Source organism: Sulfurimonas sp., assembly GCF_023228785.1.
Classification (GTDB): Bacteria; Campylobacterota; Campylobacteria; order Campylobacterales; family Sulfurimonadaceae; genus Sulfurimonas.
Window position 1 is genome coordinate 1 of sequence record NZ_JALOAN010000033.1, and the last position, 26,544, is coordinate 26,544.

Here is a 26,544-nt window from a genome sequence, read left to right on the forward strand (position 1 = left end):
ACTCCTCTAAAAATAAGCGCAAAGAAAACTGTTACAAGAGAGATAGAGAGATTTAGTATGATGGCATGGAGCGTATCAATTTTAAGGATACCTACTAAAAATGGTAATCTGAACTCTGCTCCACCAAGTCCTATAAGCCCACCAAGTGTTCCAATGATGCTAGAGCCAAAAAAGCTTTTGAGTTTTATAAATCTTGTCTTCATAACGACTCTTTGATGGTAACTTTTATATCAAGTGGTTTTGCGTGATAGGGCGATGAAGTAACTATAAAATCAACTCCGCACTTTGCAAATTCTGCTATGTTTGACTCATTTATGCCGCCAGTAGCAGAGAGTAGTAGATGCGGATAGTGCTCTTTTAGACCCACACACTTTTTAAGAGTCTCATACTCCATCTTTTCGCACTGAAGTATATCAGCACCTAAAGATGCAAAGTAAGAAGCACTCTCATAATCCTCAACCTCTACAGCTATTTTTTTCTCTAAAAACTCATACTTTAGTTTAGAAAATGCGCTCTCAAGTTCTTCTTTTGTTTTAAAAAAATTAAGATGCTGCTCAAAGACTAAGATGCTATCATAAAGCCCCATGCGATGGATAACTCCACCACCTGCCATTACAGACTTTAGCATGAGCTCTTTTACTCCAGGGAAGTTTTTTCTAGTAGTTGCTACGCTGATTTTAGGGTTTATCTCTCTTGCATTTGTGACAAGTGAGTTGGTATATGTTGCTATTCCACTCATATATTCAAAAATATTTTGAGAGATTTTCCACGCTTTATGCAGACTCGCGGCATCGCCCTTACACTCAAGTATAAGCTCTTTACCTTGAACACAATCGCCATCTCTTTTATGAAACTTATGCTCGATATTTAGCTCTCTCATAACTTTTAAAACTTCATCAACCCCGCAAAGGATAACTTCACCCTTTGGTGCGAAACTCATAGTAGCCTGTTTTTCGCCAATGCCAAGTCCGTGAGTTGTTAGGTCAAAATAACCCAAATCTTCATATAGTAAGTTCATGTAAATCCTTCTGTCTGTTTGTGTCAAAAATCGGCAAACATCTTTTGTGCTTGCCATGAGTTATGATATCTGCTTTTATGTCGTAAATCTTCTCTATCATCTGTGAGGTTATTATCATCTCAGGAGCATCATCCGCCACAATAACGCCCTCGTGCATAACAACAACACGACTAGACATAAGAAGTGCATGGTCTGGATAGTGAGTGGTTTTTAAAAAAGTATAACCCTCAGATGCAAGTGAATCTATAAGCTCTAAAAGCCTTATCTGGTTACCATAGTCAAGCCCAGCTACTGGTTCATCCATAATGAAAGTGTTGACCTCTTGAGCGATAGAGCGAGCTAAAAGCACCATCTGTTTTTGTCCGCCACTAAGTTGTCCAAAAGCTCTGTTTTTTAGATGCTCCATACCGATTTTCTCCAATGCTGCCATTGCCACTTCATAATCTTTTTTTGAAGGTTGTGCGAAAAAACCGAGCTTTGTGACTCTAGCCATGAGCACCATATCAAGAACCTGATAATTAAATGGTGTGTTGTTATATTGCGGAATGTAAGCGATTTTATGAGCCAAATCTTTGTGTGAGTAGCTCTTTAATTCCTTAGCATCTATCTTTATATCTGCATCTGTATGGATGAGTTTTAGGATGAGTTTTATAAGTGTGCTTTTTCCACAGCCATTGATGCCAAGGAGAGAGACCACTTCGCCTCTGTTTAACTCAAAATTTATGCCAGAGAGGACCTTGTGATTTTTGTATGAGAAGTGGAGGTCATTTACCTCTATGATAGGATTTAGTTCCATGCTGCCCTCGCATTTTTTAAAACGATGATAAAGATAGGAATCCCAATAAGTGAAGTAAGAATCCCGATAGGTATCTCAACACTTAAGGCGAGTCTTGAGATAGCATCTGCACATAGCAAAAAGATAGCGCCAATAACCGCACTAAGAGGAATAAGTAAGCGATGCGATGGACCAACTGCCATGCGTATGATATGCGGAATGATAAGCCCAACCCAGCCAATAATCCCAGCCATAACAACGCTCAAAGAACTTGCAAGAGTAGCAAGGATGATAGCTACGATGCGAATGAGTTTTACATTTACACCAAGTGCTTTTGCCTCTTCATCTCCTAAGCTCATAAGATCAAAATACTTACTCATAAAGATCATCCCTAAGATACTAAGTGTGATGGGGATGGCGACAAGTAGAGTCTCATTTAGCTCTGCCATGGAGAGTGAACCCATTAGCCAGTAAACTATGGCTGGAAGCGTGCTATATGGATCTGCAACATACTTTATGATGGAGAGAAGTGAAGTAAATAGTGAGGCGCTGATAACTCCGCCTAAAACCAACATCACAGTTGAGCGAGAGTTTGTAACCATAGAGCCTATAAAAACAGCAAAACCAACCGCTACAAAACCAAAAACAAAAGCTAAAATCTGTACGATAAACCAGTGCTCAGAGATAAGCATCCCACAAGCCGCTCCAAAAGATGCACCTGCTAAAACGCCCAAAATCCCAGGAGAGACAAGAGGGTTTACAAACATCGCTTGAAACACCGCTCCACTCGTCGCAAGTGCAGCACCAATGAGAATGGCGAGTAGCACACGAGGAAGGCGAATATCTAAGATGATACTCTCTATAAGAGTGAAATCTTGTGTAGCTGGGCTTGAGAATAGTTTGTGATTTAAGTAGTCAAAAAAAGTAGAGATGCTTATATCAAACTGCCCCCACAAGAGTGAGAGCGTTGAGAGTATCGCTAAGATTATTGTTGCGATGATTAGATATTTAGCATCATTTATATGAGACATTTATAACCTTAATATTTTAAATTTGCACTAAAAAATACTCCAAGAGGAGCACCAGTTTGGTAGGTTGAAGCACCACTTGTAGAGAGTGCATTGTCAGCTGTGATAATTGTAGATATATACTTCTCATCAGTTAAGTTTGTAACAGTAGCTCTAAAAGTGACATCATTTGAGCCAAAAAATTCTTGTGGTTTGTAAGAGATATCTAAGTCAACTATAGTAAAAGCATCTACTTTTTGAGTATTTGCCACATCACCATATCTGCTTGAGGTATATCTAGCACTCGGAGAAAATGTCCATCTGCCTATGTAGTAAGAAAGAGCAGCCTTTATCATTACCTCAGGAGCATCTGGGAGTTGATTGCCTTTTATATCAGATGAGCTACCAGTTGAAGTTGTAAAGTCTTGCGTAAAATAGTATTTGTTATATGAGAGACCTAGTAAAAACTCTAAATCATCTCTAATCGCACCACTAGCTGCAAATTCTGCTCCATAACCAAGCGCATCTCCAACATTTGAAGGATAGCCTACATTTAGAGATGGGTCAAATATATTTGCTTGTTTGTTCTTTATAAAAGATACAAAAAGAGAAGGGTTTAGTGTAACTCCTCCTACTAAGATCTTTGAACCAAGATCAATATTTTCTGAGATCTCAAGATCTTGCTTGCCCCAAAGCTGTTCAAGTGTTACGCCTTTAGCTACAAATTGAGCTCTTTGTTGTGAATAAGTTGGAAATAAGTTTACATTAAACCCATAAGTACGAGTATAATCAGCATAAATAGCACTACTATCACTCAGTTCATATCCAAGATATAGTGATGGCAAAAATGTATAAAATGTTCTTGCTTCAACACTAGCCCAAGGATCTAGTGTGCCATTTGCAATAGCCGCGTCATAATTGGGGCTAGTTGAGGCATTTGTACCATTACCAAAACTCTTTATGGATCCGAGTTCAAATGTTTGGTATCTAACTCCAGCAGAGTAGTTAAACTTAGAGATCTCTCCACTAGCTTCGATAAATGGAGATTGTAGTGTGTGATAATCGTTTTTAGACAAAACTGCATAGCCAGCAAATTTCAGATCACTACTCGGAGTTACTTTGTACTTTTTTTGATCACTTGGAGGTCCAGGAGGCTGTTGTCTGTGGTACCAATATCCTAGTTTTACTTTGAGCTCTTTCATAAACTCATGCTCATATGATGCAACAGCACCGTAAAGCTCATGATCCATATTCCAGTTCATAACTACATCGGTCATTTTAGCATTTGACCACCAATAATCACCCTCATCTTGCTTGTAGTAAGCTTTAAAAGAGATCGTATCTTTACTAGTTGGCTTATAAGTGATATCTCCTAAAACACTAGTAGTCTCAAAATCTTGTTTGTTATAGTCATAGTAGTCATTGCTACTTGCTTTTTTAAATGAAGAGTAATCCTTGTTATAGTTGCTCTTTAGATTTTTAGTCTCTAAGTAACTTAGACTATCGTAATTGTGGTGTTTGTCACGATTTTTTATGACATAAACATCAGCCTTTAGTTGGTCATTTGGCTCATAAGAAAATCCTAGCATTGCGTTAAATCTATCTAGATCTCCACTCCCTTTGTTTTTGTCACTTGAAAGAAAAGAGAGAGATCCAAAAGCAGAAAAATCACCAACTTTACCACTATCTACTCGCATAAATGTTCTACTAAAACTATCAGAACCAAAAGATTGTGAGAGTGTTGTTTTTGTAACCTTAGATGGAGCTAAGATCTTCATATCCACTTTACCTATAAGAGATGAAAACCCAAGATTTTTATCGACTGGCATGTAGCCTTTTAAAAGGTCAATAGAAGCAATGTTTTCTAGATCCACCATATGTTTTCCACCACCTGGATTACTAGAAACGGGCATCGAGTTTAACATGAAAACTCCACCAGGACCTGTTTGGCTCTTACCACGGATACGAATAGGGTCGTGAAATGATGGCTCGTTTGAACCTGCGCTATCAACTGGTGAAAAGTTTACAGATGGCGAAAATGCTATGACTGAAAAGGGGTTCATGTTGGCATGTGAGCTTAGCACCTTGATACTTTTTTTTGTAAAACTCTCTTGATTTTTAGACTCACTAAGGTTTGCATCTTGCATATAAAGATAGTCACTATCTTCATTTTGGGCACTAACTACGATTCTTTCTATACTGATGGGATTAGCTATGAGCAGACTTGATGCCATCAGAGATAGCAGTAGAACTCTTTTTTTCAATTTTTTTCTCCTAATATTTGTTTAATTTGTTCTTCAGATAACTCTACATTTAAGTACAAGCTATAAAACTCTTTTATTCTTTGTGCTAAGTCGATTTTGTAAAGTTCTGGATGAAATATCTTTGTAAGCCACTGTATGCCGATGATGCGCATAAAAGATGGCGGTCTATCTATCCAGTTGAAGGGTTTGTTTGGCACAAGGTAAACTCTGTTCGCTTTTACAGCCTTTAAGTGCTTCCAGATAGGATTTGAGAAGATGTTTTTATAAACAAGCTCGTTTTGAGCGATGATAATCTCTGGGTCATAAGATAGAAGTGTCTCAAAACTTATCCTCTCTAGTCCTAAAACAGCACCTTGCTGGCATCTATGAACATTATCTCCGCCTGCAAAGTTTAAAGCCTCTACATGAAAAGAGATGTGACACTCTGTAGAGAGTCCATCAACTCCCTCTGCGTAGTAGTATTTTATAGGCTCGGCACCCTTTAGAGACTCACTAACCTCCTCTATAACCTTAGATGCATAAGAGGCTAGCAAGTCTCCTCTTGGTTTTTCATCTATCGCCTCACCTGCAAAAGAAAATGCATAGGGCATATCTTCTATCTTTCTAAAAGGTAGTGTTATAGTAGCAATTTTTGTTTTTTCTATCTCGGACTTCACTCTCTCTACAAGCAGGTCATCTTCCCATAAAAGAATCAAATCTGGTCGGTGTTTGATTATTGTCTCAAGATTTATGCTCTGTCCACCGCCATGAAAAGAGCCAATGACATCAAGAGAGAGAAACTCTTTTGATAAAAACTCTTCACTTGCATCGTTGTTGTTATTTTTCGCTTTAAAGTTTAGACCTGACATTTTTTTTGGGTTTAGTGCATATAGAAGGTAGTTCATCGGTGGCGATGAGCCAAAAGCCTTTTGTATATTTTGTGGAACTTCAACATCTACTCCTGCTCTATCTTTTAGAATTTTTGCATGAGATGAGAGAGTTAAAATTAGTAGTAGTATCAACTTTGAAATTGTTTGCATTTTGATTTAGTCCTTGATTGGTTTGTTTTGTTTTGTCTGTAAAAATCTTGTGAGACACTTTTTTTCTTGTAAAAAAGGTTGCTTGCAAGGGGACACCTAACAAGAGAGTTGAATAATGCATTTTTTTTAACCAACAAGAGGAGAATAAAAAAGGCTCACTAGACATATGAAGCGCTAACGCCTCAAGCGAGGGTATTTGTGCAAACAAATACCCTCTGTTGAAGTGTAGTTATCGTGTTATGAATACGCTAAATCTTTTTTGACATAACGATAAATAAATTCAAAATATTCTTCTTAAGAAGACAAAATAATTGGTCTTTAATTAAACGTTATGTCCAAATAGATATAACGAAGTTTAAACTAAAGTTTCTTAAAGTAAACTTTAAAGCTTTTACAAACCTATAATTATATTTTTTGTGTTTATAATTGCGTAAGCTTTTGATCCAACTTCTAAACTAGTATCCAAAGTGTCTCTACTTATGGCCGCGATTAAAGATAGGGAGGAATTTACCTTAAATGTTATCTCTAGCGAGTGTTCTGAAGTCTCTATGGAGTCTATAATTCCTTGCATGATATTTAAGTTTTTATGAGCTTTTGGTGCGGTTTTTACTATCTCTATATCACTTGATTTTATGATAGCGTAAGTGTCACTACCCTCGTGAAGTGCCATGTCTTTAGCTGATTTTGCAGTAATGTTTGAGATTAATGAGACATCTCCTAAGAGAGAGAGATCAAGATTTGTGCTTAGTTCATCTTGTGTGATGCTTTTTACTTTTGAGGGTAGTTGATTTCTAGCACTTGTTGTTAAAAAAGTTCTGTTTATAATACTTTCTAGTCTATCTGCATCACCGCCTGCTTCTGCAAAACGATCTATAAACTTAGCATGTACCGCGCGGAGTCTATCATAAGTTTGAATGAGTTGATGTGCGTATGGAGTAAGAGTAGTCCCACCACCGCCACGGCCCCCTGTAGTCCTTGTGATAAGAGGCTCATCGGCTAGGGCATTCATGCTGTTAACTCTCTCCCAAGCTGCTTTATAACTCATCTTCATCTCTTTTGCAGCTGCATTCATCGAGCCTGTTTTTTCTATGATTTTTAAGAGTTGGATCCTACCTGAGCCTAAAAAACTCTCGCCATCTTTACTAAGCCAAAACCGACCATCTATCTTCATCTCTACATCCTTATGAGCAAAAGTTTATTTAAAATCATATCTAAATATATGTTTTGCAAAGATTTTGCTTTGAGATGATAAAATACGTCCATGAAAAATAAATACAGAATTTTAGTAACAAATGATGATGGTTATGAGGCAAAAGGATTGCTCTGTTTAGTTAGAGCTTTAAAAGAGTTAGATGATGTAAAAGTGACAGTTGTAGCTCCTGCAAATGAAAAATCTGCTTGTGGACACTCACTAACACTGACTCGTCCTCTGAAATTTGTAAGCGTAGATGATGATTTTTATAAATTAGATGATGGAACTCCAAGTGATTGCGTCTATCTATCTTTAAGTACAATTTTTGTTGATAGAAAACCAGATCTACTCATAAGTGGAATAAATCGCGGCTCAAATATGGGTGAAGATATAACTTATAGTGGAACTGCAGCAGGAGCAATGGAAGGAGTTTTACACGATATTCCTTCAATAGCTATCAGCCAAGTGATGGACTTTACAAACCCAGAGGGCGATTTTTCTTTGGCTAAAAAAATTATAAAAGAGCTAGTGCTCAAGATAAAAAATGGCTCATTTCCACTTCCAAAAAGGGAATTTTTAAATGTAAATATCCCACCAGATATAAGTGAAGCTAAGATGCAAGTAACTTATGCTGGATATAGATTTTACGCAAATGATTCACATGTTCATAGAAATCCTCGTGGGGAAGAGCACTATTGGTTAGGTTTACATCCACTAAGTTTTTCACCAAGAGAAGGCTCAGGTGGGGTGAGTGATCATGAAGCTATTGAAGCTGGATATGTCTCTATAACGCCTATACATCTAGATCTAAGCGCATATAAAAGTATGAAAAAGCTTAAAGAGTGGATAGAGTAGATCTTGAGATTTGATCGCATTAAAACTCTATTAGGGGATGATTTCTCAAGGCTAGAAGATGCAAAAATACTTCTTTTAGGTGTTGGTGGAGTTGGTGGTTTTTGTCTTGATTGTCTAGTGCGAAGCGGTATTAGTGATATAACTATAGTTGATTTTGATAGTTTTGATGAGTCAAACCAAAACAGACAACTGCTCTCCGAACTTCACTTAGGTGAGTCAAAAGTAGAATCATTTAAAAAACACTATCCAAACATAAAAATCATAAATGAAAAGATAGATGAGATCTGGGTAGAAGAGTTTGACTTTGATGAGTTTGACTTAGTTTTAGATGCCATCGATGACACAAAAGCAAAACTTGCCCTTGCACAAAAATGCTACAAAAAACTTATCTCTTCTTTTGGAAGTGCAAAAAGACTAGATCCAACTAAGATAAAAGTGGATGATATTTGGAAGAGCTACGGGGATAAGTTCGGTTCTAAGATCCGTTATGAGCTAAGAAAAAGAGGTTTTAATAAAAAGTATAGAGTCATATTTTCATCTGAAGAAGCAAAAGTAAAAGAAAAAGGTAGTTTTATGGGAGTAACAGCATCTTTTGGTTTGGCTATGTGCTCTGAGGCTGTTAGAATCCTCACAAAGAAGTAGGGTGAAATTTTTTTTAATTCCACTTATTATTGTTAGTATGTGGAGTAGTCTTTTTGCAGATGATTTGATAAGTTATGATTATGAAGTAGATGCTTATTACTCAAATCTTATAATGTTTATAGATCTAGATAGAGAAAACAATGTCACAGATGCTCTGAAGTATTCAGAGGAAGATATATATACAGATCTAGTTAAAAACACTTTTAATCCAAATATCTTTTTATTTGAAACTTCAATTCATCCTATGAGCCTGTTCGGATTGTATTTTAGGGATCACCATGAAAGTACTTATGAAAGATCAAAAAGAAATGATTTTAATCCTGTAAAAGTTATAACTGCAGGTTTTGAGGAGCCTTACTCTTTCTCTTTTTTCTTAGGTAGGATGATGGTTTTTAAGAATGAAAAAGATAGCCATATAGGAAGTAATAGAGCCTATACAGGCTTTCGTGTAAGTGTTAGCGACTATTCTATCAAAGATAATATAGCCCATTATGACAAGTGGTATAATGTAGAGTTTAGTATAAAAGGAACAAGAAAGACTGATGAGCGAGATTTAGACTGGAGTTTTCGAGTAGGTACGAAGATACATCAAAACCCATATTTTTCAAACAGTATATATATAGGTGCAAAAAGAAGCAGTATTGACTACAAAAAGAACGAGTACTCCTTTATCTATAACACTGCATTCTCAACTATGTTAGCGATAAATTCAGACACACTAAAACTCGCTGAGGCAGAGTTTATAGTAGAGAAAAAATGGCCACTTAGTTTGAGGCATAAAATAAGTTTTGGACTAAGTCTAGGTTATTTATACAATACGGGAGAGAAATATAAGGGAGAGTTAAAAGAAGAGGGGATAGATAGACATCAACTCATCTTGCGTCCTAATTTTAAATGGTAGAGGTTTGTTTTGTTTGATTTTTTAAATAGTGACTGGTTTAATATAAGTCTAGAGATACTCTTTTTAATACTTATATCTTATGATATAAAAAGATATGTCCAGACTAAAAAAAAAGAGTATATAGTAAATATTGTAGTAACAATAGGCTTTGCTATATGGGTTTTGTATCCATACTATAAGAGTTATTTTGGCTGGAATGAGACTCAAAAACAAGAACTCATCTCAACTTGTGCTGATGCAAACGATACGAAACTTTGCAAATGTGTAGATGAAGCACTCTTTAAAAGTTTCACCTATGAAGAGTACAAGGCACAAGATACGAACTCAAGTGAGTTTAAAGAGTTTATAAAAGATGCAAAAGAGGAGTGTTTAGATGAGTCATGGTTTTGATCTAGATAGAGATCTAGTTTGTGAAGGCATAATCGGCGACGGCTGTGGAGGAGGGCGTTTTTTTATGGTAAAAGATGAGATCTTAAAGGCTTATGATCCAGATACAAAAGAGTATATTGAGCTTTTAGTAGGCGTGAAAAATGCTCTTACTATTTCTAAGAGTGTTTGTGTCTTGAATATAGTTTGCCAAGATGAGACTATAGAGTTTGATCTCTCTAAGATGAAAAGAGTTTAGTAAAGTAAAGAGCATTTTTGAGTTAGCAGTTCATATAAAACGGAGATAAAATTATATAGAGCAAAATTTGATATAGTTATAGAAGTAAAAGATAAAGGAGAGAAGAGAAAATGTTTAGAAAATTACCAAAAGAAAATATGGGTAGCTCAAACTTAGGTTGGCTTGAGAGTCGTTTTCATTTCTCTTTTGCAGAGTATAGAAATCATGACAATATCAATTTTGGAGTTTTGAGAGTTCTAAATGATGACATTGTTCACCCAAAGAGTGGCTTTGAGATGCACCCACATCGTGATATGGAGATCGTATCTTATATCGTAGATGGAGAACTAACACACAAAGACTCTATGGGAAACTCTGAGACATTAAGACGTGGTGAAGTGCAGTACATGAGTGCAGGGAATGGAGTTATGCACTCAGAACATAACAAAAACACAAGCAAAGATCTAAGACTACTTCAGATCTGGATAGTTCCACCAGAGAAAAACCTTCCTACACTCTACGGCTCACACCCCTATAAAAAAGCCCAAAGAGAGAACAGACTCTTAAATATAGTCTCATCACAAGAGGGAGATGCAGAGATAAAACTCTATCAAGATGTAAATATTTTTGTAAGCGAGCTTGAAGAGGGTAAGGTTTTGGAATTTCCTATAAAAGAGAAGAGACAAGTATATTTTGTTCAAATAGAGGGAAGCTCAGACATAGATGGAATTGCCCTTGATGATGGCGATGCGATGGAGGTGATAAAAGAGACGAACTTAAGTATAAAAGCCTTAGAGAAGAGTCACTTTCTTTTTATAGAGATGCTTGAGGAGTTAAAACTTTAGTGATTATGCTTAATTCTAAAGCCCTCAGCAACTAAAAGAGTTTTTATCTCATCTTTTACTTCGCCTTGAAACTCCATCCAGCAATCTTTAAAAGCTCCACCACAGCCGAGCTTTTTTTTAAGAAGTTTTAGAGTTTTGCTTGCATCTTCTTTGGAGAGGAAAAATTCACCAACTAAGGTTACAGTTTTGCCTCTCCTTTTCTCTTTTGCAAAGATAAGCATGTGTTTTTGTGGTTCTAAGATCTCATTGCCGATTTGTGAGGCTCTTGGGGATTGAACCTGTGCCCAGCTATCATCTATATCTGCACCGATGAAGATGTCTAGTTTTTTGCCTCTACTCATAGCTTATATAACTCTTTGAGAGAGTATGCTTATATTTCGATTTGTTTGATTTTCTATATTTTCTAAGAGTTCTTCTTTTGTGATATTGTTTTTTGGATATAAAACTACAAAAATTTCATCCCCTTTTTTTAAAAATGTTTTCTCACCAAACTCTGTATATCTAGTAGCACCAATACTGATAATGGCTTCTTTGGGGTTTGAACAAGCTGCAATGTATTGGTTTATCGGCTCAAGAGGACCGTAATTCTCTTGAGTATTTATCTGATAAACCATCCAATCAAGTAGTTTTTGATAAAAGTAGCTATATCCACTTATCTCAACATCTTCTCCATAAGCATGGAGTTCTCCATCACGACGTAAAAAACTTGCAATTGAGTAAGAGTCCATTACTCCACCCTTTTTAAATTTATCTATTTTTATGAGAGTGTTGCTAAGTCCTTTAGAACACTCTCCCCAGTTTTTTTTGTCGCTAATCTTATCTGCATTTGCAACTCTAATAGAGCAGTCATTAAATGCACCAAAGTAAGTTGGTATTATTTTTGTAAGTTTTCCAGCACTATAATGTAAGTCACAAATAAGACCAACTTCAGGCTCAGCTTGAACATTAGTATCTTCATTTGGAAGTTTGATATGTGATGTTGATAGAGGATATATACTTAAGCTACTTTTTGCCTCTAGGATTAGGCCATTGTCCAAATTTGGCGGCTCAGGAATATAAAAGGGAAACATCCCTTTTGGAGCAGCTTCATCTGCGGTTATGATATTTTTAAAATCTTCCATCTCTCCAGCTTGCTCCAAGTGAAGAGCAAAATTTCCAGCTATGCCTAGTCCTAAAAACTTTTTATATTTTGCCATTTTTATAAAGTACCACTTTGTTTTGCTTCTGCATACTCTTCGTAAGTGCCTTTGAAATCTGTTACTCTTCCATCTGCATGGATCTCTATGATGCGTGATGCAAATGCATCTAAAAGTTCACGGTCATGAGATACACAGATAACATTGCCTTTAAACTCATGTAAAGCTTCACCAAGAGCAACAATAGCCTCTAGATCTAGGTGATTTGATGGTTCATCTAAAACTAGGAAGTTTCCACCTTCAAGCATCATTTTACTAAGCATCATTCTATGCTTTTCTCCACCAGAGATACTCACAACTGATTTCTCTTGTTGCTCTCCATTAAAGAGCATCCTGCCTAAGCAGTTTCTTATCTCAGCTATATCTCTTTTTGGATCGAAGCCTCTTAACCAGTCATATAGAGTTCCATCGCCTTTTATAATGTCTGCCGTATCTTGAGGGAAGTAAGAGTTCTCAATTGTAGCACCCCAATGAACTTCACCACTTGTAGGTTTAATCTCTTCCATAAGGATCTTTAAAAGTGTTGTTTTACCAGCGCCATTTGGTCCGATTAGGGCTACTTTTTCACCTGGAATGAACTTAAGATTTATATCTTTAAGAACTTCGTTTCCATCAGAATAAGTATGGTTCACATCTATGACATGAAGTGCTTCATCACCCATAACTCTCGCAGCTTTAAAAACTATACTTGGATCTCTTCTTGAAGATGGTTTGATATCTTCAATATTTAACTTTTCAAGTTGTTTTTGTCTTGAAGTTGCTTGTTTTGCTTTAGAAGCATTTGCACTAAAACGACGAACAAAGGCTTCAAGTTGCTCTTTTTCTTTCTCTTTTTTTGCAGTATCAAGTTCAAGTTGCTTTGACATTACATTTGCAGCTATGTACCAATCATCATAGTTTCCTGTAAACTCACGGATCTTTTGATAATCAACATCTAAGATATTTGTAACAACTGCATTTAAAAAGTGTCTATCGTGTGAGATTACAACCATAGTTCCTTGATGTCTTTGTAGTTCATCTTCTAACCAGCTAATAGTCTCAATATCAAGGTTATTTGTAGGCTCATCAAGAAACAAAACATCTGGTCTTGGGTAGAGAACTTGAGCTAAAAGAACTTTAAATTTATCTGCACTATCTAGTGTGCTCATAAGGTTGTGATGCAACTCAGAACCGATGCCAACATTTTCAAGAATTTTAGCTATATTTACATCATACTCATAAGTTGGATCTTCTTCAACACAGATAACTTCTAGATCTGCTAAACGATTATTTACAGCATCATCTTCAAAGTCGCCAGCTGCATAGATCTCTTCTTTTTCTTTTATAGCATTAAAGAGTCTTTTGTTGCCATAAAGAACTGCGTCCATTATGGTGTAGTCTTCATAAGCATACTGATTTTGTCCTAGAACTCCAACTTTGTTTGCTTTTGGAATGATGATCTCGCCATCATACTCATTAATCTCACCACTTAGGATTTTTAAAAAAGTTGTTTTACCAGCACCGTTTGCACCGATGAGACCGTATCTTTTATTACGGTCTAGTTTTAGGTTTATGTCTTGAAATAGTACTCTATTTCCATAACGCATAATTAGATTTCGTACAGTTACCATGATTGTTTCTCTTAGGTGGATTTGCCCAATACAAACTTATCTTAGATTTGTTTGGGCTATTTTTCGCGGATTATAGCCAAGAGTTGTTTAAAGCGCGATTATACTCTTTTATGTCTTATAACCTTTTAGTATATCATTTAAGCTTATCGTCATCTGCGTTAGCGTTGAAGATGCATTTGAGATATCATCCATGCTCTTTTTATTTTCAGTAGAGATTACTTCTATCTCTGAGACTTTATGAATCATAGACTCAACTGTCTTAGAGTTTTCAATATAGCCATTAACAGTCTCATCAACTTGAATAATCGAACGCTCCAATGAGACCATACTTGTGTTTATCTCACTTTGAGCATTGTTCGCATCAGAAGAGAGAATTTCGATAGCTTTTGCATTGTTTGAGATACTTTGGCTCGCATCTATGACTGATTGAACTATCACGCTAATGGTCGCATTTATCTCTCCTAGTGACTTTTGAGTTCTCTCTGCAAGTTTACGGACTTCATCGGCAACTACCGCAAAACCTCGTCCATGCTCACCTGCTCGCGCTGCTTCAATGGCTGCGTTTAGTGCAAGTAGATTTGTTTGATCTGCAATGTCAGAGATTACTACAAGCACATCTTTGACTTGAGTTGCATCTGCACTTAACTGTTCTAGTCTGTGGGAGAGTTCTAGTTCATCTTTTGCTCTATTTTGTATCTCATTTGCAAGATGGATGATCTGTTTATTTGCACCTTTTAATGTCTCTCCAGCTGAGTTTATATCATCTTTTGTAATCTTAGCTTGTTCTATAGATTTGCCTAAAATATCTTGTAGATCCTTACCTTCTAATGAAACGTTATTAACTATTTCACTCTCTTGTGTAGCTTTTACTTTCATACTTGAAGATGTTTCTGATAGGGTTTGAGATATTTGAGTATTTTGAGATGATGATGTTTTTGCTTCTGAGACTGTTATGCGAACTTTGTCTATAAAAGCATTTATGTTTTGAGCGATTTCTGAGATTTCATCGCCAAGAGGGACTATGATCTTGCTTGTTAAATCTCCCTCGCCTTTAGCTAAGTTATATGAAGCATCTTGAAGTGTGTTTAGTTTTGAGATGATAAACTTTTGTACTAAAAGTATACTTATGAGCATTAAAACTAAGATAATAACTATAGATATAGTAACTATCATATCTCTTGTGTCGTTTACATTTCCTAAAACTTCAGCTTCATCAATGTCAACGATAATCCCCCAAGATTCACCAAATATTTCTATAGGAGCATAAGAGCTTAAAACTTCAATGCCTCTATGATCTTTTACGATCCACGAGCCATTTTCGCCTTCTTTTATTTTATCTAAGGATTTAGAGGCTATATTGTATGTGCCTACTGTTGTCTTTGCTATTTTTACGTTAGCATCACTTATAACATCTAAAAAACGGCTATCATTTTTCATTGCTCCATCAAGAGATACTAAATTTGCTTTTCCAGTTGCTCCAAGCCCAGCTTTTTCAAAGTCACCCTTGAAGTTCATAACGCTGTTTATCTTATCTTTTGGAAGCTGAAATATAACGGCTCCTTCAAAATCATCTCTAAAGAAAAGTGGAGATGCTAAAAACATTGCTGGTTCATTATAACTTGGCTCATAAGTGCTAAAGTCAGAAAAAGCTACGTTATCTTTTGGAGTCTTTGAGGCTTTTTTAAAGGCTAGGGCTAGTCCAGAATCTGCATAAATTCCATTTATCAAGTTAGTACCAAAATCTTTTTCTTTTTTAACTGAGTAGACGATATCGCCACTAGCATTTACAATAAAGATGTCATAGAGTCCATAGTTTTTTAAGATCTGCTCATAAGTTGGGTGGGTCTGAACATGATTGGCGGAGTACTCTTCTTTATGATTTTTGTTCATCATAAGATTGTCTTTTTGAGAGAGCTTATGTTCGTTATCTACTATATATAAGTATTGTGCTATTAATGCATGCTTGGTTTTTGGTAGATACTCTTCAGCTGCTTTTTTAGGTTTAACACCTTTTATATCAAAGTTGATATTTGGTAAGTACTCATCTTTGTAGTGTTGTAGAAGTTTTGATCTCATCTCATCAAGGCTTATATCTTCAAGAGACTCTAGCTCTAAAAAACTCTCATCCAAAGACCACATAGCTTGAACTGTTGCAGAATCAGCAGTGCGAGAGCTAAGAAGATTTTCTAAGGATTGAAAAAAGTCGAGAAGATGCTCTTTTTTAGACTCTTTTACAGCATCTAAGAGTGCCATATTGCTATCTACTAGAGAGTCAGATGCTCGACTTATCGATATTGACATAATACTAAGAGCCATAACTAACAGGGATAATGCCATCAGGGTGATGACTTTAAATTTTATACTCTTTATATTCATTTATATCCTTTAATTTTTTTGGTTGTTCCCTTTGTATTGTGCAAGCATATCATTTAGAGCATCAAATAGTCTATCACTATTGGCTTCCATAGTTTCAAGATTTTTAACTATTGTTTCTTGATTTTCTATTCTTGTATCTTCTTCATCAAAGAAAATGATACTATTTAGCACACTTTCATGAACTGTTTTATGTGGTACAAAGGCATCTTTATATGCCTCTGTATTTCCAAATCTCTCTTTACCATCACTCTCATACCATTTTCCTAGTCTACATTCAGTATGTTTACTAAATGCCTTGCTCTTATCTGCTGCGATAATTGAGTCATAGGCATTTGATTTGTAGATAATATGGTCGACTTTAGCTAAAACAATAAAGACTTTGTTCTCCATATCATTTATAACATCAGCCATTTCAATGGCTTCAGAGTTTAAGTTACTCATAGTATCATTAAATTCTTCAACTGAAACTGAAGCCTCATCTGCAAGAGTTGTCATTGTTTCAGACTTTCCTAAGATATTACTAGCTTCTTGTTTCATAGAGTTTATAGAGATAGTTATCTCACTAGTTGCTTTTTGAGTTCTCTCAGCTAACTTTCTTACTTCATCAGCAACAACTGCAAATCCTCGTCCATGCTCACCTGCACGAGCTGCTTCTATTGCAGCATTAAGAGCTAGAAGGTTGGTCTGTTCTGCTATGTCTTTTATAAGATCAACAATAGAAGTGATCTCATTTGTTTGATCATTTAAGCCACCTATAGAGGAGTTACTATCACTTATTTGTTCTACTAGGTTTTGTAGTTTTAATAAAATATCTTCTACTGCACTCATAGAGTCATTAGACGTTTGAGCTGTGTGCTTTGTTGTACTTTGTACGACACTTAACTCTTTTATAACGCTTGACATCTCATTTTGAATAAGACCTAAACCTTCTCCGATACTTCCTACCCCTCTAACTTGTGAGCTAAAGTTTATAAACAACTGCTTTTCATGAGATGTTTTCATTGCATGTATACCATCTTGAACATTTTTAATAGCCTCAGCAAAGTCACCATTTAAGCCTTTAGAGTTTAAGTCATAACTAAAATCTCCTTGAGAAGCCTTATGTACAGAGGTGTTGATTCTTGAAGTTAACTCTTTGACGAGGTTTACTAATGTAGCTAGAAGTTGAGTTATATCATCCATCTCATTTCTAGACTCAGATCTTCTATCAACTGATACCGAAAGATCACCATTTGTTGTGATTCCTCCAATGATGGACTTAAATCTTTCTATAGAACTTGTGATACCAATAGATACACTACTTGAGATGTATATTAAAAAAGTGAGGATAATAATTGTGCCAGCTAGTACAGCAATAAGAGCTTGAAAGGAGGAAGAAACAATGTTTTGTGAGAGATCTAAGGTATGTTTTGCAAGAGCATCTTCAAACTCCTTAAGTTTGTTGATTTTTTTGGTAATGGTCTTAAACCACACTGTTGCATCTACTCCAAACTCACTCTCTTTTGACTCTGCTATAGCTCTAAACTTATCTACTTCTGCAAATGAAGTATCAGATGTTGTTGTTTCGTAAAGGCTTTGTATGTTTGTATCAGAGACATTTAAAAAGAGATTTGTGAGGGCATTTTGCTCAGAGACTAAAGATGCAAACTTTGCAGCAGTTGCTCTTGTGAAACTTCCTTTTGCAAATACTCCAGACAAAACGGCTCGCTCTATTCCGGCTCTCTCTTTAGAAGAGATAAAAATAGCAAAACCATTAAAAGCAGTTCTTATAAAATTGTTTTGGGGGATTGTTGAGAAGTTACTTATCATATCTATAAGTTGCTTGTTTAAGGCAGTATAAAAAGAGACAGCATCTTTTACTTCACAGCTAAGAGTGTTTACTTTTTTTCTCATCTCTTGAACTGAACCAAGATTTATCTCATTTTTAACTTTTGATGAGGCAATAGAGTTGTGAGAAATAATGTAAGTTTCAAGCTCATCTATTTTTAGATCGGTGTCACTGTGTTGTTTTGGTAAGATCTCTTTAAAGCTTTCACCGTTAGAACCTATAAATCCAGCACTTGCACCTCTCTCTTTTTGAAGTTCATGTAGTACAGCACTCATTTTTACAGATAAGTTTATCAAAGAGGCAGTCTCTTTTGAGTTGTTAAACTCACTCCAAGTATCGTAAGCACCTTTAAGAGAAAACAGAGCAATCACTATAAAAGTAATAGTACTTAAGAAGATTAGCTTATTTCTAATCGACATATTTTTCATCATATCAAACCCCTCTATTTTAAAGTTTATTTACATTGTTTTGTTTATTTATTAAGATAACAAAAAAGAACTATTCATTGATATAATAGTGACCTTTGAAATAACTTAAAAAAACTATTCATTATTGTAACTAAAATTTACCTCAAAGTTATTGTAAAATAAGCAATGCAAATAAGAGAACTAGATTTAAAAGAGCTAGAAATGGCTTATGGTGTATTAAAGCAATTAAGAGGTGAACTCTCATATAAAGAGTTTGAAGATCTCATCTATGATATGAGATATATGAATTATACTATGTTTGGTATAGTTGAAGGTGAAGAGCTTATTACTTACGCAGGGGTGGCTGTACAGACAAACCTTTATCATAAAAGACATTTATATGTTTTTGATTTGGTTAGTGGTGATAAGTATAAATCAAAAGGATATGGAACCATGATGCTTGACTTCTTAAATGATTATGCAAGAGCATCTATGTGTGAGAATATTATTTTATCATCAAACTTTACAAGAGTTGATGCTCATAGATTTTATGAAAAAAATGGTTTTGAGAAAAAAAGTTACATTTTTCTCAAAACACTTGTCTAAAATTATGCGATAGCTGCTGGAGTAGATCTAGTAGCTAGTTCGTTATCTATCATCAAGAGACCATAACCATCTTCTTTTACAAGCTTTAACTTAGAGATGATTTCAGAAACTGAAGCTTCTTCTTCAACTTGCTCATTTACAAACCATTGTAGCAAATTGTAAGTAGCGTGATCTTTTGACTTTAGAGCTAAGTCACTTAAGTTATTTAGTCTTGAAGTCATCATCTGCTCATGCTCTAGGCTTAACTCAAAAACATTTAAGATGGTGCCAAAATTCTTAGGTGGTTTTGCAATCGCTTTTAGTGAAACATGCATACCTTGTTCTATAAGATAGTTATATATTTTTGTAGCGTGCATATGTTCTTCTTCATACTGCATCTTAAACCAATTTGCTGCGCCATTAAAATCTTTGTTGCTACAATATGCAGACATTGCAAGATAGAGGTAAGCAGAATAAAATTCGTGATTAAGTTGCTTTTCTAAGTCTTTTTTCATTTTTTTAGAAATCATTTTTTTCTCCTTAAATTTTATCTATTGTAGGCTAATGAGTATTAATAAACGATAAACTAATTAGGCTACTTTATACTACTTTTAATCACAAAAACTCTATCATAACTTTATGAAAATAAAATCACTATATATATCTGCACAAGAAAAAAGTGCTGGAATGTTGTTTGTCTCTATGGGCATGATGGAGATACTAAAAAGAAACTTGCACCGCGTTGCTTTTTTTCGACCTATTATCTTATCTAAAGATAAAGTTGATAAAGATATTGAGTTTATATTAAATAGATATAGCATTGATATGAAGTATGAAGATACTTATGGATATGACATAGAATATGTTGAGATGATGCTGTCATCTGGGCGATTTAATGAGTTAATAAACCAACTAATCACGAAGTTTAAAAAGTTAGAGAGTGAGTATGACTTTGTTCTTTGTGAAGGGATAAGAAGATCTTTTTTAACTACAACAATAAACTATGATCTAAACATAAAGATAGCTCAAAACTTCTCAAGCTCTATCATAAATGTCATAAGTGCAAAAAACTTAACTGCACAAGAAGTTTATGAAAGCATACTTATGGAAGCTCAAAATATAAGCGCAGAAGGATGTGAATCTTTTGCAACTTTTGTCAATAGACTAAGTGATGAAAATTATAATGAACTTCAAACAAGACTAAGTAAAAACAAAATAAATACATATCTTCTTAAAGAGTTAACAGAACTAGATCGTATAAATGTTCAAGATATTATAGAAGCCCTAGATGCAAAACCTATAAAACTTGGGCAAAAAGATCATACTAGAATTATAAAAGGTATCAAGGTTGCAGCTTTGAATCTGGATAATTTTTTAGATCACATAGAAGAAGATGATTTAGTTGTCGTTCCAGCTGATCGCTCGGAAATTATAGTCGGACTTATCTGTGCAATGTACTCTAAAAACTATCCAAATATCAACGCAATAGTTCTGCCTTTTGGAATGCATCTTCATAAAAATATACAAAAGCTTATAGATGGACTTGAGGATTTTAACATTCCGCTTCTTTTAGTTGAAACAGATACTTATGAGACTGCAAAAAACATCTCAAATATAAACGCTAGGCTAAGAGTTACAAGTGAGAGAAAGATCTCTTTAGCGCTTGGGCTTTTTAACTCAAATGTTGATATCAAACATATAGAAACAAAGATAGAATCATCAAAGAGAGATGTAATGACTCCGATGATGTTTGAGTACAAACTCTTTGAATTAGCACGACTAAACAAAAAACGAATAGTCCTACCAGAGAGCATGGAGGAGAGAGTTTTAAGAGCTGCAGAGATAACACAAAGACGAGGAGTAGCTGACATCATACTTCTAGGAGATGAAGCTGAAGTTAGAGAAAACTACTTAAGACTAGGACTAGATCTAGGGGATGCAACTATTATAGACTATAAAAAATCTTCTCTCTTAGATGAGTTTGCAGAAAAATTTTACGAGATGAGAAAGCATAAAGGACTGAGTAAAGAAGCAACCATAGAGGCTATGCAACACGCAAATTATTTTGCAACAATGATGGTGCACTTCGGACTCGCTGATGGAATGGTAAGTGGAGCTGTTCACTCAACTGGAGAGACTATAAGACCAGCACTTCAGATCATAAAAACAAAGCCGGATATTTCAGTAGTATCAAGTGTCTTTTTTATGTGTATGCAGACTCAAGTTTTAGTCTATGGAGATTGTGCAATTGTCCAAGATCCAGATGCACAAACTCTAGCTCAAATTGCAATCTCATCAGCACAGACTGCAGCGGCTTTTGGTATAGAGCCAAAAGTTGCGATGCTCTCATACTCAACAGGAGAGAGCGGAAGTGGTGCGGATGTAGATAAGGTAAGAGAGGCAACACAAATAGTAAAAGAAAAAGCACCAAACCTACTTATAGAAGGGCCGATTCAGTATGATGCAGCGGTAAATGCAAGCGTGGCAAAAACAAAACTTCCAAACTCAAAGGTAGCAGGGGAGGCTAGTGTTTTTATATTTCCAGATCTAAACACTGGAAACAACACCTATAAAGCAGTCCAACGCTCAAGTGGAGCCATCGCCATAGGACCAATTCTTCAAGGACTAAATAAACCTATCAACGATTTAAGCCGTGGATGTAGTATTGAAGATATAGTAAATACCATCGCCATAACATCAATACAAGCAGGACAAAAATAGTGAGAGTAGCAGTTATAAACTCAGGAAGTTCATCTTTAAAATTTAAGCTTTTTAATATGCAAACTAATGAAGTAATTTATTCTAAAGTTGTGGAAAAAATAGGTGAGAAAAACTCTCCTATTAAAAGTCATAGTCAAGCCTTAGAGTTAATAGAAGTGGATTTTACAAGCATAGATATAATTGGGCATCGCGTGGTTCATGGTGGAGAGGAATTTACAAAACCAACTTTAGTAAATGAAGAAGTTATAGAAAAATTAGAAGATCTAGCACATCTCGCACCACTTCACAATCCTGCAAACTTAGAGGGTATTGTAGTAGCAAAGAAAAAGGCACCAAGCTTAGCTCAAGTAGCAGTTTTTGATACAGCTTTTCACTCAGAGATGCCACAAGAAGCTTATCTCTACGCATTAGATTTTGACTTGTACGAAAAACATAAGATAAGAAAGTATGGTTTTCATGGAACTTCTCACTCTTATCTTTTAAAAGAGGCAGCTAAAGAGTTAAACAAAAATGAAAGCGAGTTAAATATTATAACTCTGCATCTAGGAAATGGTGCGAGTGCTTGTGCTATAGAAAATGGCAAGAGCATCGATACTTCCATGGGTTTTACTCCGCTTGAAGGTCTTGTTATGGGAACAAGATCTGGAGATATAGATCCAGCTATAGTTTTGTATATGCAAAGAGATCTAGGTATGAGCCGTGATAAAGTTGATGAGATCTTAAATAAAAAGTCAGGATTGCTTGGACTTTGTGGAAGTAGCGATATTAGAAATATACTAGAGCAAGAGGATGAGAGATCAAGACTAGCAATAAACATAATGACGAGAAGAGTTAAGAAATATGTTGGTGCTTATATGGCACTACTAGGAAGAGTAGATGCAATAGTTTTTAGTGGAGGGATAGGAGAAAATTCAGCTTATATTAGAGAAAAAATAGTTGATAAAACACTAGCAAAAGAGATACCTATTTTGGTTATAAAAACCAATGAAGAGTTAGAAATTGCTAGGCAGTGTTTAACTTTTAAAGATTCTGAGAGTAAAAATAGTTTTTCTTAGCGATGGAGTTTAACTCTTTTAAACTCTTATCTGAGAGAGGTTTATTTTTTATTTTATAAACCATACTTACTAAGTAATCATAAGAGCTTAGATCTACACTTTTACTAAGAAGTGCCTCGGTTGAGAGAAAGTTTACTATCTCTTGTTTTGAGATTGTTGTGTAGTTGTTTTGCAAGTTTCTTAGCATAACGTCAGTAGCTCCATCATCCTTATCAAAAATTCTTTTTGCTATTTTCTTAGAAGCATCTCTATCTATCCCTCTTGAGTAAAGATTGTTGGCTATATTGTTTGATAGAGAATTTGATTGAGATCTAGCTTGTGGATTTATTGATGATGCAAAAAGTGGTGAAAGTGTTAAAGAAGAAGTTAGTAAAACTAAAGATAAAATATTTTGATTTTTTTTCATTTTGTATCCTTAAAGTTTGAGCTCTTTTGGTCTTTATGAATATCAGTATAGCTCTCTTTTGTAAATAGAAAAGCTAGTCATAGATTGTTGTCTGTATATTAGATTTGAGAGTTGTTTTTTAAGTTGTTTTGTAGAAAGTTTATGAAGATTTAAAAGTAGTATAAACCCCAAAAGAGGGGTTTATGTGTGGATTATAAAGGTGTTACGTTCTCAGCTTGTGGGCCTTTTTGACCTTCGCCTACTTCAAAAGTAACTCTTTGTCCCTCTGTTAGAGAAACTCTACCACCACCAGTGTGGTTTACTTGACGAAAGTGTACGAACACATCTTTTCCGCCATTATCTTGTTGAATAAAACCATAACCTTTTTCTTCGTTAAACCATTTAACTGAACCGTCTTGTAATTCTGCCATTGCAATACCTCATGCATAAAATAATCACTTCCTTAGAAGTGGAGTCAAAAATTGGAGAGTCTTTAGGGTCACAATTGAGCATATTACTAAATTACACACTAAAGATGAACTCGAGCCTCATCTTTTCATCAAAAGTAGTATATCTTAAATGTTTCATTTAAAGCAATATAACAAGTGTTAAACAAATGGGGTTATTTGTCGATATGTTAACTATAGTAACAAACAAAGGATATATTATGCAAATATCATCAAATATGGGTGCAATTAGCCCTGCTGTAAAAAACTCAAATATCATAAAGCCTCTATATACTGAGAAGATTTCTCAAGATGAGGTCAAAGAGATTAAAGAGCAGCTCAATAAAAACTCTTTAGCGATGGCTTTTAATTCTACTACCATCCAAAGTACTTTTTCAAGCCAAGATAGTTTTGAGCAAAATTATAATGACTTTCAAGGTTTCTTAAATGATATTGGATACAGCGGAAAACCAATCGCAGAATTAAGTAAAGACGAGGCTGCAGAACTTGTAAGCGAAGATGGCATTTTTGGTATAAAACAAACTTCAGAGCGAATAGCAAACTTTGTTATAAATGGCGCAGGTGGAGATGAAGATAAACTTCGTGCTGGTAGAGAAGGAATGCTTAAAGGTTTCGCAGAGGCTGAGAAAATGTGGGGAGGAAAGCTTCCTGAAATTTCTCAAACAACTATGGCAAAAGCCACTGAAATGGTAGATAAAGCTATGCATGATTTAGGCTTTTCTATCATAAATGAAGAGGTTTAATAGTTAAAAATAAAAAGAGTCTTAGGCTGGGATATCTAGTCCTTTAGACTCATCCTCACTCTTTTCATCTTTAGAAGTGTTATCTTTATCTGCTTCATTTTTATATGTCTCTTTTCCAGTTAATTTTTCTTGGACCTCTTGTGCTAGTTGTTGTTGTGCTTTTATTTTCATCATATTTGCACTTGAAGCTACCGCTAGATCTTGTCCGCTGGGATTTGCTGGAGCTAGAGCTGCTGCTATAACTGCATCTGCATTGGCAATAGTCTCTTGCGGAGTTGAGCCAGATTTGTAAGAGATAGATACTTCGCCTCCGATAGCGTACATTCTACCATCAGGTCCTTTTTGGTAGGTATAAGACGCACCGCCAGTTGCAGCTCCACCGCTTTGGTGAGCGGCTTCATGTGCGCGAACTTCAGTATCTCTTGATTGTAAATCTAAAACAAGTCTTTTTTCATCTGCACTAAGCTCATTTTCTGATTTTTTTTGCAGAGCACTCTCTTCTTGTGTTTGTTCCTCTTGCTCTTTTTCTTTTTGAGTAAAAGAAGCTTGATAACTAGTGCTAGTAGAATAAAGTGTACTTGATGAAATGTTCATAATATCAATTATACAAACGAGTAAGTTAAAATAAGCTATTATTTCATAATTAAACAAATGGGAAAGATTATGATATTTGAACTTAAAGATGATTACATAGAACTTTTTAAACTTTTAAAGGTATTGGATTTAGTAGACAGTGGTGGTGATGCGAAGAGGCTTATAGCTGAGGGACTTGTTAAGAGAAATGGTGATACAGAACTTAAAAAAAGAGCAAAAATAGTCTCTAATGACGTGATAGAGATAGCTGAAGTTCGCATAGAAGTTAAATAAAAGATATATGCCGAAAAATTCGACATATATACTTAGGTTATTTTAACTCACTAACATATTTAGCAATAGCAACAATCATGTCTCTAGTAAGGCCAGAAGTTGAATCTTTCATAAGTTGACTACTTTTGTGCATAGTGTAAGCTCCAACTCTACTATCTTGATCTCTATATGCCCTTATTGTTAGAGCTAAGACAGTTACATCCATACCAGCTATTGCTGCAACTCCATCAAGAGGACTTTTCTGAGCATTTTCACCATGACACAATGAACAACGCTGTTTGTAAAGTTTTTCACCATCTGCTGCCAATAAACCTATACTTGCTAGTAATAGCACTATAACAATTTTTTTCATTTTTTTTAACCTCCATTAATTAAGTTTCATTTTACTTTACTAATTGTTAAAGAATACTTATATGAATAATAATTGTTCATTTAGTGAGTAAAATTATTTATATTCTAGTTATTATATTAAAGTCTAAATCAAACCAATAAGTGCTACAAGTAATACAGGTGGTGTTATAACAAGTCCAACCTTCATATATTCGCTCCATGTTATTTTAACTCCTTTTTGAGCTAAAACATGTAACCAAAGAAGAGTTGCAAGTGAGCCAATTGGTGTCATTTTTGGACCTAAGTTTGAGCCTAAGATATTTGCATATACAAGTGTCTCATTTCCTGCGTACCCGACATGATCTATCGCAATATCCATAATCATAATAGTCGGCATATTGTTCATTATGGAGCTTGTTATGGCAGATAAAAAGCCTGTTCCTATGATAGCTACTGTAGTTCCATGTTTGCTCAACTCGACTATCCAAGAAGCTATAACTTCTGTAAAACCTGCATTTTTTAAACCATATACAACTACATAGAGACCTATACTAAACCAAACCACTTGCCAAGGTGCTGCTTTTATTGTCATTATTGGTTTTACAGCCTTGAAATGACTTGCTATTACTAAAAATACCAATGCCCCGCCAAGAGCAAAAAGAGAGACTGGGAGGCTATATAGATCCCCTATGAAATAACCAACCATCAGCAGAGATAAGAAAAACCAAGAGAATTTAAACATAGTTTGATTTTTAATGACAGAAGATGCTTCTGGTAAACTAGAGACATCAACTCTAAAAGGTATATCTTTACGAAAGTAGATCCAAAGAACAATTATTGATGCAAAGATTG

At 35.2% G+C, this 26,544-nt stretch carries 28 protein-coding genes and 1 pseudogene; 11 read left to right on the forward strand and 18 right to left on the reverse strand.

Going from position 1 to position 26,544, the window contains the following annotated elements; all coding sequences use genetic code 11:
• The 7 genes and pseudogenes from M0Q24_RS08780 to M0Q24_RS08810 all read right to left on the reverse strand — a co-directional run.
• Positions 1 to 203 (reverse strand): annotated as a pseudogene (locus M0Q24_RS08780) (hypothetical protein); the annotation flags it as partial.
• Positions 200 to 1,018 carry a ModD protein gene (gene modD, locus M0Q24_RS08785; protein WP_295049771.1) on the reverse strand — a complete coding sequence of 273 codons (819 nt, stop codon included), beginning with the start codon at positions 1,016 to 1,018 and terminating at the stop codon, positions 200 to 202. The pseudogene M0Q24_RS08780 and the gene modD, both read right to left, overlap by 4 nt.
• Positions 1,002 to 1,814, reverse strand: coding sequence for an ABC transporter ATP-binding protein (locus tag M0Q24_RS08790; protein ID WP_295049774.1), 813 nt, complete (start codon positions 1,812 to 1,814; stop codon positions 1,002 to 1,004). The genes modD and M0Q24_RS08790 overlap by 17 nt, the downstream gene beginning before the upstream one ends.
• A complete protein-coding gene (locus M0Q24_RS08795; protein WP_295049777.1) occupies positions 1,805 to 2,824 on the reverse strand; it encodes an iron ABC transporter permease in 1,020 nt (339 codons plus the stop codon). The genes M0Q24_RS08790 and M0Q24_RS08795 overlap by 10 nt, the downstream gene beginning before the upstream one ends.
• Before the next feature lie 8 nt (positions 2,825 to 2,832).
• Positions 2,833 to 5,064, reverse strand: coding sequence for a TonB-dependent receptor (locus tag M0Q24_RS08800; protein WP_295049780.1), 2,232 nt, complete (start codon positions 5,062 to 5,064; stop codon positions 2,833 to 2,835).
• Positions 5,061 to 6,083: an ABC transporter substrate-binding protein gene (locus M0Q24_RS08805; RefSeq protein WP_295049783.1), complete on the reverse strand. Its 1,023-nt coding sequence runs from the start codon at positions 6,081 to 6,083 to the stop codon at positions 5,061 to 5,063. Before M0Q24_RS08805 ends, M0Q24_RS08800 begins: the two co-directional genes overlap by 4 nt.
• A 391-nt stretch (positions 6,084 to 6,474) precedes the next feature.
• The gene (locus M0Q24_RS08810) at positions 6,475 to 7,254 is read right to left on the reverse strand and encodes a TOBE domain-containing protein (RefSeq protein ID WP_295049786.1); all 780 of its coding nucleotides are present in this window, start codon (positions 7,252 to 7,254) and stop codon (positions 6,475 to 6,477) included.
• Between the two features lie 90 nt (positions 7,255 to 7,344).
• On the opposite strand from M0Q24_RS08810, the gene surE reads away from it, so the two are divergent.
• From surE to M0Q24_RS08840, 6 genes are all read left to right on the forward strand, one after another.
• Positions 7,345 to 8,130 carry a 5'/3'-nucleotidase SurE gene (gene surE / locus M0Q24_RS08815; protein WP_295049789.1) on the forward strand — a complete coding sequence of 262 codons (786 nt, stop codon included), beginning with the start codon at positions 7,345 to 7,347 and terminating at the stop codon, positions 8,128 to 8,130.
• Between the two features lie 3 nt (positions 8,131 to 8,133).
• Positions 8,134 to 8,772, forward strand: coding sequence for a ThiF family adenylyltransferase (locus tag M0Q24_RS08820; RefSeq protein WP_295049792.1), 639 nt, complete (start codon positions 8,134 to 8,136; stop codon positions 8,770 to 8,772).
• Position 8,773: 1 nt separating this feature from the next.
• On the forward strand, positions 8,774 to 9,673 hold the full coding sequence (locus M0Q24_RS08825) for a hypothetical protein (RefSeq protein WP_295049795.1): 900 nt from the start codon (positions 8,774 to 8,776) through the stop codon (positions 9,671 to 9,673).
• 9 nt (positions 9,674 to 9,682) lie between these two features.
• On the forward strand, positions 9,683 to 10,063 hold the full coding sequence (locus M0Q24_RS08830) for a hypothetical protein (RefSeq protein ID WP_295049798.1): 381 nt from the start codon (positions 9,683 to 9,685) through the stop codon (positions 10,061 to 10,063).
• A complete protein-coding gene (locus tag M0Q24_RS08835) occupies positions 10,047 to 10,298 on the forward strand; it encodes a thiamine biosynthesis protein ThiF (protein ID WP_295049801.1) in 252 nt (83 codons plus the stop codon). The genes M0Q24_RS08830 and M0Q24_RS08835 overlap by 17 nt, the downstream gene beginning before the upstream one ends.
• Positions 10,299 to 10,408: 110 nt before the next feature.
• A complete protein-coding gene (locus M0Q24_RS08840; protein WP_295049804.1) occupies positions 10,409 to 11,122 on the forward strand; it encodes a pirin family protein in 714 nt (237 codons plus the stop codon).
• On the opposite strand, the gene M0Q24_RS08845 is transcribed toward M0Q24_RS08840, so the two are convergent.
• The 5 genes from M0Q24_RS08845 to M0Q24_RS08865 all read right to left on the reverse strand — a co-directional run bounded on the left by M0Q24_RS08845 (position 11,119) and on the right by M0Q24_RS08865 (position 18,563).
• Positions 11,119 to 11,463, reverse strand: coding sequence for a translation initiation factor (locus M0Q24_RS08845; RefSeq protein ID WP_295049807.1), 345 nt, complete (start codon positions 11,461 to 11,463; stop codon positions 11,119 to 11,121). The genes M0Q24_RS08840 and M0Q24_RS08845 overlap by 4 nt on opposite strands.
• A 3-nt stretch (positions 11,464 to 11,466) precedes the next feature.
• The gene (locus M0Q24_RS08850; RefSeq protein ID WP_295049810.1) at positions 11,467 to 12,318 is read right to left on the reverse strand and encodes a DUF5718 family protein; all 852 of its coding nucleotides are present in this window, start codon (positions 12,316 to 12,318) and stop codon (positions 11,467 to 11,469) included.
• Positions 12,319 to 12,320: 2 nt separating this feature from the next.
• Complete coding sequence (locus M0Q24_RS08855; RefSeq protein ID WP_295049813.1) at positions 12,321 to 13,928, reverse strand: ABC-F family ATP-binding cassette domain-containing protein; 1,608 nt, start codon at positions 13,926 to 13,928, stop codon at positions 12,321 to 12,323.
• Positions 13,929 to 14,036: 108 nt separating this feature from the next.
• Positions 14,037 to 16,304, reverse strand: a complete 2,268-nt coding sequence (locus M0Q24_RS08860) for a methyl-accepting chemotaxis protein (RefSeq protein WP_295049816.1) — start codon at positions 16,302 to 16,304, stop codon at positions 14,037 to 14,039.
• Between the two features lie 9 nt (positions 16,305 to 16,313).
• On the reverse strand, positions 16,314 to 18,563 hold the full coding sequence (locus M0Q24_RS08865) for a nitrate- and nitrite sensing domain-containing protein (RefSeq protein WP_295049819.1): 2,250 nt from the start codon (positions 18,561 to 18,563) through the stop codon (positions 16,314 to 16,316).
• Between the two features lie 162 nt (positions 18,564 to 18,725).
• Between M0Q24_RS08865 and M0Q24_RS08870 the strand changes: the two genes are divergently transcribed.
• Positions 18,726 to 19,145, forward strand: coding sequence for a GNAT family N-acetyltransferase (locus tag M0Q24_RS08870; RefSeq protein WP_295049822.1), 420 nt, complete (start codon positions 18,726 to 18,728; stop codon positions 19,143 to 19,145).
• Between the two features lie 2 nt (positions 19,146 to 19,147).
• On the opposite strand, the gene M0Q24_RS08875 is transcribed toward M0Q24_RS08870, so the two are convergent.
• The gene (locus M0Q24_RS08875; protein WP_295049823.1) at positions 19,148 to 19,654 is read right to left on the reverse strand and encodes a ferritin; all 507 of its coding nucleotides are present in this window, start codon (positions 19,652 to 19,654) and stop codon (positions 19,148 to 19,150) included.
• A gap of 109 nt (positions 19,655 to 19,763) precedes the next feature.
• On the opposite strand from M0Q24_RS08875, the gene pta reads away from it, so the two are divergent.
• Both pta and M0Q24_RS08885 read left to right on the forward strand, forming a co-directional pair.
• Positions 19,764 to 21,845, forward strand: a complete 2,082-nt coding sequence (gene pta / locus M0Q24_RS08880) for a phosphate acetyltransferase (protein WP_295049825.1) — start codon at positions 19,764 to 19,766, stop codon at positions 21,843 to 21,845.
• Positions 21,845 to 22,900: an acetate kinase gene (locus M0Q24_RS08885; protein ID WP_295049828.1), complete on the forward strand. Its 1,056-nt coding sequence runs from the start codon at positions 21,845 to 21,847 to the stop codon at positions 22,898 to 22,900. The genes pta and M0Q24_RS08885 overlap by 1 nt, the downstream gene beginning before the upstream one ends.
• Here the strand turns inward: M0Q24_RS08885 and M0Q24_RS08890 are convergent.
• On the reverse strand, positions 22,866 to 23,306 hold the full coding sequence (locus M0Q24_RS08890; protein ID WP_295049831.1) for a hypothetical protein: 441 nt from the start codon (positions 23,304 to 23,306) through the stop codon (positions 22,866 to 22,868). The genes M0Q24_RS08885 and M0Q24_RS08890 overlap by 35 nt on opposite strands.
• A gap of 191 nt (positions 23,307 to 23,497) precedes the next feature.
• On the reverse strand, positions 23,498 to 23,716 hold the full coding sequence (locus M0Q24_RS08895; RefSeq protein WP_295049834.1) for a cold-shock protein: 219 nt from the start codon (positions 23,714 to 23,716) through the stop codon (positions 23,498 to 23,500).
• A gap of 236 nt (positions 23,717 to 23,952) precedes the next feature.
• Here M0Q24_RS08895 and M0Q24_RS08900 point away from each other — a divergent pair, with 236 nt between their 5' ends.
• The gene (locus M0Q24_RS08900) at positions 23,953 to 24,495 is read left to right on the forward strand and encodes a hypothetical protein (protein ID WP_295049837.1); all 543 of its coding nucleotides are present in this window, start codon (positions 23,953 to 23,955) and stop codon (positions 24,493 to 24,495) included.
• A 21-nt stretch (positions 24,496 to 24,516) separates the two neighbouring features.
• On the opposite strand, the gene M0Q24_RS08905 is transcribed toward M0Q24_RS08900, so the two are convergent.
• The gene (locus M0Q24_RS08905) at positions 24,517 to 25,089 is read right to left on the reverse strand and encodes a putative metalloprotease CJM1_0395 family protein (protein WP_295049840.1); all 573 of its coding nucleotides are present in this window, start codon (positions 25,087 to 25,089) and stop codon (positions 24,517 to 24,519) included.
• A 69-nt stretch (positions 25,090 to 25,158) separates the two neighbouring features.
• On the opposite strand from M0Q24_RS08905, the gene M0Q24_RS08910 reads away from it, so the two are divergent.
• Complete coding sequence (locus tag M0Q24_RS08910) at positions 25,159 to 25,362, forward strand: RNA-binding S4 domain-containing protein (RefSeq protein ID WP_295049843.1); 204 nt, start codon at positions 25,159 to 25,161, stop codon at positions 25,360 to 25,362.
• 37 nt (positions 25,363 to 25,399) lie between these two features.
• On the opposite strand, the gene M0Q24_RS08915 is transcribed toward M0Q24_RS08910, so the two are convergent.
• A complete protein-coding gene (locus tag M0Q24_RS08915; RefSeq protein ID WP_295049846.1) occupies positions 25,400 to 25,714 on the reverse strand; it encodes a c-type cytochrome in 315 nt (104 codons plus the stop codon).
• 123 nt (positions 25,715 to 25,837) lie between these two features.
• Positions 25,838 to 26,544: ArsB/NhaD family transporter (locus M0Q24_RS08920; RefSeq protein WP_295049849.1), on the reverse strand; the 707-nt coding region annotated here is incomplete at its 5' end.